The 6,124-nt window shown below is 46.7% G+C and carries 1 protein-coding gene and 1 pseudogene; both read right to left on the bottom strand.

All coding sequences use genetic code 11. From position 1 onward, the window contains the following. Positions 1–3,964 (bottom strand): WD40/YVTN/BNR-like repeat-containing protein (locus ABHV44_RS16040; protein ID WP_459075735.1); only part of this gene is annotated, 3,964 nt, incomplete at its 3' end. A gap of 51 nt (positions 3,965–4,015) precedes the next feature. Then, positions 4,016–6,124: pseudogene (locus ABHV44_RS16035) on the bottom strand (hypothetical protein); the annotation flags it as partial.

The raw sequence follows: 6,124 nt of genomic DNA, 5'->3' as shown, positions 1-6,124 counted from the left end.
CATTAACCGTGTCTGGGTCTCCATCGTCACAAGTATCGCCTGTAAAAAGGCAAGAGCCATCGTCTAAGGTCGCAATTGGATTGTAGTTGCAAGCAAGTTCATTCGTACAACCCGGGAAAACATCTCCTTCGCATTCACAGGATCCATTCACCGAATCGTTTACTGTCGTTGGGTCTCCATCGTCACAAGAATCGCCTATCAAAATGCAAGAGCCGTCATCAATAGTAGCAGACGCATTGTAGTTACAGGCCAAAATGTTTGTACAACCTGGAACATCAGTTTCTCCAATACAGAAGCTTTGTGTGATAGAAAAACCGTAGTCGGGGTTGCCCATTTCCACAAGAACGTTTCCTTCGGAGTCGGTGATAATATAGTCTCCATCCTGGCCACAACCCGAGGCAGTTCCATCCAGACCATCACCGTACGAATCGTTGATTGTGAAATCGTAGCATCCAGTTTCCAGGCACAGGTCGGTGGTAAAAGTTGTGTTGTCTGCCAATGTGTTTTGTGAGACACTGGCAATTACACTTCCACCTTCGTCTGTAATAGTCCAGCTAACTTCTTCTCCCCAGCAATCTGTGGTAAGGGTCAGTGTTGCTCCATTCCCATCTTCTGATAAAAAGTCGAATGTTTGACTGTCGTTTGAGGGCACTTCATCTTCAACACCATTGGGCAATTCAGTTGAAGCAGTAAAAGTATGAGGCCCTGTCCCTGTGAAACTCATTATTGGCAAATCGACTATTTCTGTTGCATTGCTAGCAAGGTTTCCGGTCCAGTTGTAGGTGAAAGATTGCTGACCATCAACATCGTAGTTGATGTTTGCAGAAGTTAAATTGGACTGTCCAAGATTCTTGATTCGGACTGTGGGCGTTATTTCACTGCCACAGACATCATCTGAAACATTGAGTATCTCTGTAATTCCAGCATCGTTGTCAACTCCTGGAACAGGAGAAGAAACACAAAACTCAACAGTCTCAGAATTATTCCAACCGTCTCCACCAGTTATAAGCACGTTGCCATCTGCATCGAGCAGGGTGTAGGAACCGTTACCGTATGCGCAACACATTCCATCTCCGTAGGTATCGTAAATCGAAAAATCATAGCAGCCATTTTGCAGGCACACCTGAACATCAGGTTCGGGGTATTCGCCATTTGCCTGATGGTTTGTGTAAGGCCCACCTTCGGCAACTATGCTACCATTAGAATCTATAATCTCCCATGTCGTTTCTGCTCCAAAGTTGTCTGTCACGATCTGAACAATCACTGGGTTGTTTCCAAATTCAAAGTCAGAGGTGAATGAGTCGTTCAGTGGGTCCTCATCTTCGACACCATTAGGCTGGGAAGTACTAACTACAAGCGTGTGAGATCCTACGGAGTAGCTGATCTCTGGCAGACTTACTTCTTCGAAATCTCCCGGCAAAATTGTCCCTGTCCACTCGTAAACCTCAGTTGTTCCTCCATCGAGAGAATACTCTATGTCGACTGAGGTGAGGTCTTCAGAGCCAAAGTTTTTAAGTGTCACTGAAGGAATTGTAGTCTGATTGCAGACTACGCCATTAGGCTCCTGAACAGCGATAATTCCCGCGTCATCTGCATAGCTTGGAGTGAAAAAGACTCCGCTAAAGAGACCACGTCCGTGAGTTGCTGCAATTACCTGATTGTCTGACTCTCTAATTTGCAACATGTCTACCCGAGTGTTGGCTAATCCAGAGTTTGAAGGCACCCAGTTTGGATTGTTTGCAGAGAAATTAGCTGTTGACCAAACTCCAACTTCAGTGGCGAGTATCACTTCTTCCTGATTGTCTGGATTGAATAGTGCCCACCTCACAGGCATATCCGGGAGGTCTCCCTCTTTGCTCACCCAGTTGGAGCCTCCGTCAGTGGTATACCACACAGAATTTACTCCGTAATTTGAGAAAGTCACCAGAATTTCATCTTCATTAGAACCAAGCTCAATGCAGCTGATGTATCCGTTGGGCAATTCAGCATCAGAGTCGATGTTCATCGTAGATGGTGCTGCCTGAGCGTTGTTGATTTTGAGAATGTTTCCAGATCCTGTTCCGACAAAAATCGTAGAGGTCCCAGAGGTAAATTCAGAGACACGTATGTGAGAGGCAGTTCCATTTAATGCCGGTATCGTCATATCGCTCACCGAAGGAGTGCTTGTGATGCCTGTGATCCTTCGCAGGGTTGAATTGTCTTTTGCCCCAAAAAGAATGTCCTGTTCATTGTCATAATCTGTTGGGTTGATAAATCGCCCAGTATTTTCTCCACCGGGCAAACCAGAAAAAGACACTCCCTGGTTTACTGACCTGTAGTAATTGTTGTAGACATAAGATGATATCTGGTAAGTAGGATCAGTTTGATCAATGTGACAAAACATTCCATCACCACCCGTAACTTCCGTTGTGGAATTCATTCCCGGATCATCGTAGCGCTGAGTTCCGTTATCCTGTGCACCAGCCAAATAGTTATTTGATCCCGCAGTTGGGTTGATGGCACAGGCGTAATATTGAGTCACGTTGTAGCCATTGTTTCTGTCGCCAATTGAAGGTTGTGTCGCTGAAGCATTAGCTGTGTAGGTGAGTCCACCGTCATGACTGAAGATCATTTCATTCGAACTTCCAGGCTTGAAAGCCATTCCGTGTTGATCGGCATGGGCATAAGGTTCACCGAAACCTCCGTACCAGTGCGAAATCTGATTCCAGGTATCTCCACCATTAAATGAATGAAAGATGTCGATTCCACCAACGTAGATGTGATCGGGATCGTTAGGGTCGACAGCTGAAATGAGGTCGTACCAGCCCTGGTTTCTGGTGAAGTCCGTGTCTGGAATTCCAGGGTCGGCATCAGCAGGTTCGTTTACGGATGTCCATGTTGCACCTGTATTTTCTGTTTTATAAATCGCGTCCACAACAGATCCGGAAACGACTAAAGCATAAGCCACTGAAGCATCGGATGGAGCTGTGGCAATTTCAATTCGGTTGAATCCAAAACTCGGAAAACCATTTCCGGAGTTTAGTTTAGTCCAGGTGCCTGAGTTTCCTGAAGTAGTGCGGTAAACACCGTCACCCTGTACCGCGGCCCAGATTGCATTGTCAGCTCCAATTTCGAGATCAGCTATGAAGTTGTTGTTTGCCCCATTTCCATTGTTGAGCACTAGACTCCAGGAGCTGCCACCATTTGTAGATATGCGAAGACCGGTATTTGTGGCAGCATACACGTGTCCAGTGGTGGGATGCACCAAAATCTTTTGAGTGTAGCGAAAACTGTTGTTGGCAGTGCTGAGTAAGTGATCCCAGGAATTTCCACCGTCTTCCGTTTTCCAGATTCCAAGTCCACGAACAGCATCGAGGTTACCCCAACCTTCACCTGTTCCCACATACCACACATCCGAATTTGAAGGATCAGCTTCGATGCATGAAACAGCAATGTTATCCCAAAAATCATTGACTTTCTGCCATTCCTGAGTAGAGGAGGTGATATTGTCGTTGTACCAAAGTCCACCGGCAACTCCGCCCGCAAACACGCGATTCTCGTTGTTTGGATCCCATAAAATTGCGCGTGTTCTTCCGGCCACATTATCTGGCCCGCGTTCTACCCATGGAAAATTTACATCTCCAGGAGCATATCGTGAAGGGTCATCTACAAAGTCCTCAACTTGCGCCAGGGGAATGATTAGACGTTCTTCCGCTGGCGATCCGGTCGCGGGGTCGAGCGTCATCAAATAGTTCTGTTCCCAGGCCAAATCCGGACGATCCTTTTTTGGCAACTTTTTCCATTCTTTAGGAGTTTTCTTTTCCCTCAAAGTAAATGGGTGGGAATTGATAAACGCGGTATAAGCTTTCTTCTCGCTTTTTCTCAAAACCGTTTGCCAGTGATCGCTACAAGCGTAAAAAATCGCTGCAGAAACAAGTAAAACAGTTAGGATTTCAGGGGTAAATCGAGCTAAAGGTCTATTCATTTGAGAGTGTTATCGTCCATTCCAGGTACAGGACGTGTTAATAAAATTAGATTATTGATTATCACATTCAGTTCCATACAAACCGAGCAAGATAATGAGGTCATCTGTCTGAACGATATTGTCATAAGTTAAATCGCCAACGCATCCTACTCCTGTGCATCCAAAATTGCCTATTAGAATTAGAATATCAGCAGCAGTAATGAATCCGTCACCATTCAAGTCTCCATAACAGTCTAGTGGTTCTTCACCATCTATTTCTCCACTACAGTCGTTGTCAACACCCTGGCCTAAGCCGGGGGCTCCAGGGTAAACGTTTGAGTTGCTGTCATCACAATCGGTATTGTCAGTAACCAGGTCGCCCTGCTCACAAGTCGTAACAACACTATCGGGGTTGCCAAATCCATCACCATCATTATCTACGAAGTATTCTTGCGGTAGTTCGCAGGAACCATCGTCTGTGGTGGCATTTGGATCATAGTTACATGCGGAAGTATTTGTACACCCTGGAATTTCTACACCACCACACAAACAATCTTCGTCAATTGTATCGTCCACTGTTTCTGGGTTTCCATCGTCACAGGAATCACCCGTGAACAAGCAAGAGCCATCGTTCACAGTGGCATCCTGATCGTAGTTACAGGCGTTGATGTTCGTACAACCTGGAACCGTTTCACCTTCGCACTCGCAGTTTTCGGTGATCACATCGTTGACAGTAGAAGGATCTCCGTCATCGCAAGTTTCACCAACGATCAGGCACGATCCGTCATCGACTGTGGCGTTAGGATCGTAATTACAAGCGTTCGAATCGGTACAACCAGGAATCGTGTTTCCACCGCATTGACAGTTTTCATCGATGGTGTCGTCCACCGTTTCTGGGTTTCCATCGTCACAGGAATCTCCCGTGAAAAGGCAAGAGCCATCGTTCACCGTAGCGTTAGGATTGTAGTTACAGGCGTTGATGTTGGTACAACCTGGAACTGTCTCGCCTTCGCATTCACAGTCTGAGGTGATGACATCGTTGACTGTCGCTGCATTGCCATCATCGCAAGTTTCTCCCACGATTAAGCAAGAGCCATCATCGACAGTAGCGTTAGGATCGTAGTTACAGGCATTTAGGTCGGTACAACCAGGAATTGTGTTTCCACCGCACTGACAGTTTTCATCAAAGGTGTCGTCCACTGTTTCCGGATCTCCATCGTCACAGGAATCACCCGTGAAGAGGCAGGAACCATCGTTGACTGTTGCGTTTGGATCGTAATTACAAGCGTTGATGTTAGTACATCCTGGAACTGTTTCGCCTTCGCACTCGCAGTTTTCGGTGATTACATCGTTGACTGTCGCAGCGTTGCCGTCATCACAAGTTTCACCAACGATCAGGCACGATCCGTCATCGACTGTGGCGTTAGGATCGTAATTACAAGCGTTTGAGTCGGTACAACCAGGAATAGTGTTTCCACCGCACTGACAGTTTTCATCGATGGTGTCGTCCACCGTTTCTGGGTTTCCATCGTCACAGGAATCGCCAGTGAAGAGGCAAGAGCCATCGTTCACCGTAGCGTTAGGATTGTAGTTGCAGGCGTTTATGTTGGTACAACCAGGAACTGTTTCACCTTCACAATTGCAGTCTGCTGTGATCACATCGTTGACAGTAGAAGGATCACCGTCATCGCAAGTTTCACCAACGATCAGGCACGATCCGTCATCGACTGTGGCGTTAGGATCGTAGTTACAGGCGTTTGAATCGGTACATCCAGGAACGGTGTTGCCACCGCACTGACAGTTTTCATCGATGGTGTCGTTCACAGTTTCAGGATCTCCATCGTCACAAGAGTCTCCAGTGAAAAGGCAAGATCCATCGTTCACTGTGGCATCCGGATCGTAGTTACAGGCGTTGATGTTAGTACATCCTGGAACTGTTTCACCTTCACATTCGCATTCTTCTGTGATTACATCGTTGACTGTCGCAGCGTTGCCGTCATCACAGGAATCGCCTGTGAAAAGGCAAGAGCCATCATTTACAGTTGCGTTCGGATCGTAGTTACAGGCGTTTGAATCGGTACATCCTGGAACGGTGTTGCCACCGCACTGACAGTTTTCATCGATGGTGTCGTCCACAGTTTCTGGGTTTCCATCGTCACAGGAATCGCCAGTGAAGAGGCA

Origin of the sequence: Halocola ammonii, assembly GCF_049334165.1 — a bacterium.
In the GTDB taxonomy this organism is placed as follows: Bacteria; Bacteroidota; Bacteroidia; order Flavobacteriales_D; family Sanyastnellaceae; genus JBEGHD01.
This window is presented reverse-complemented; position numbering and strand designations above follow the sequence as displayed.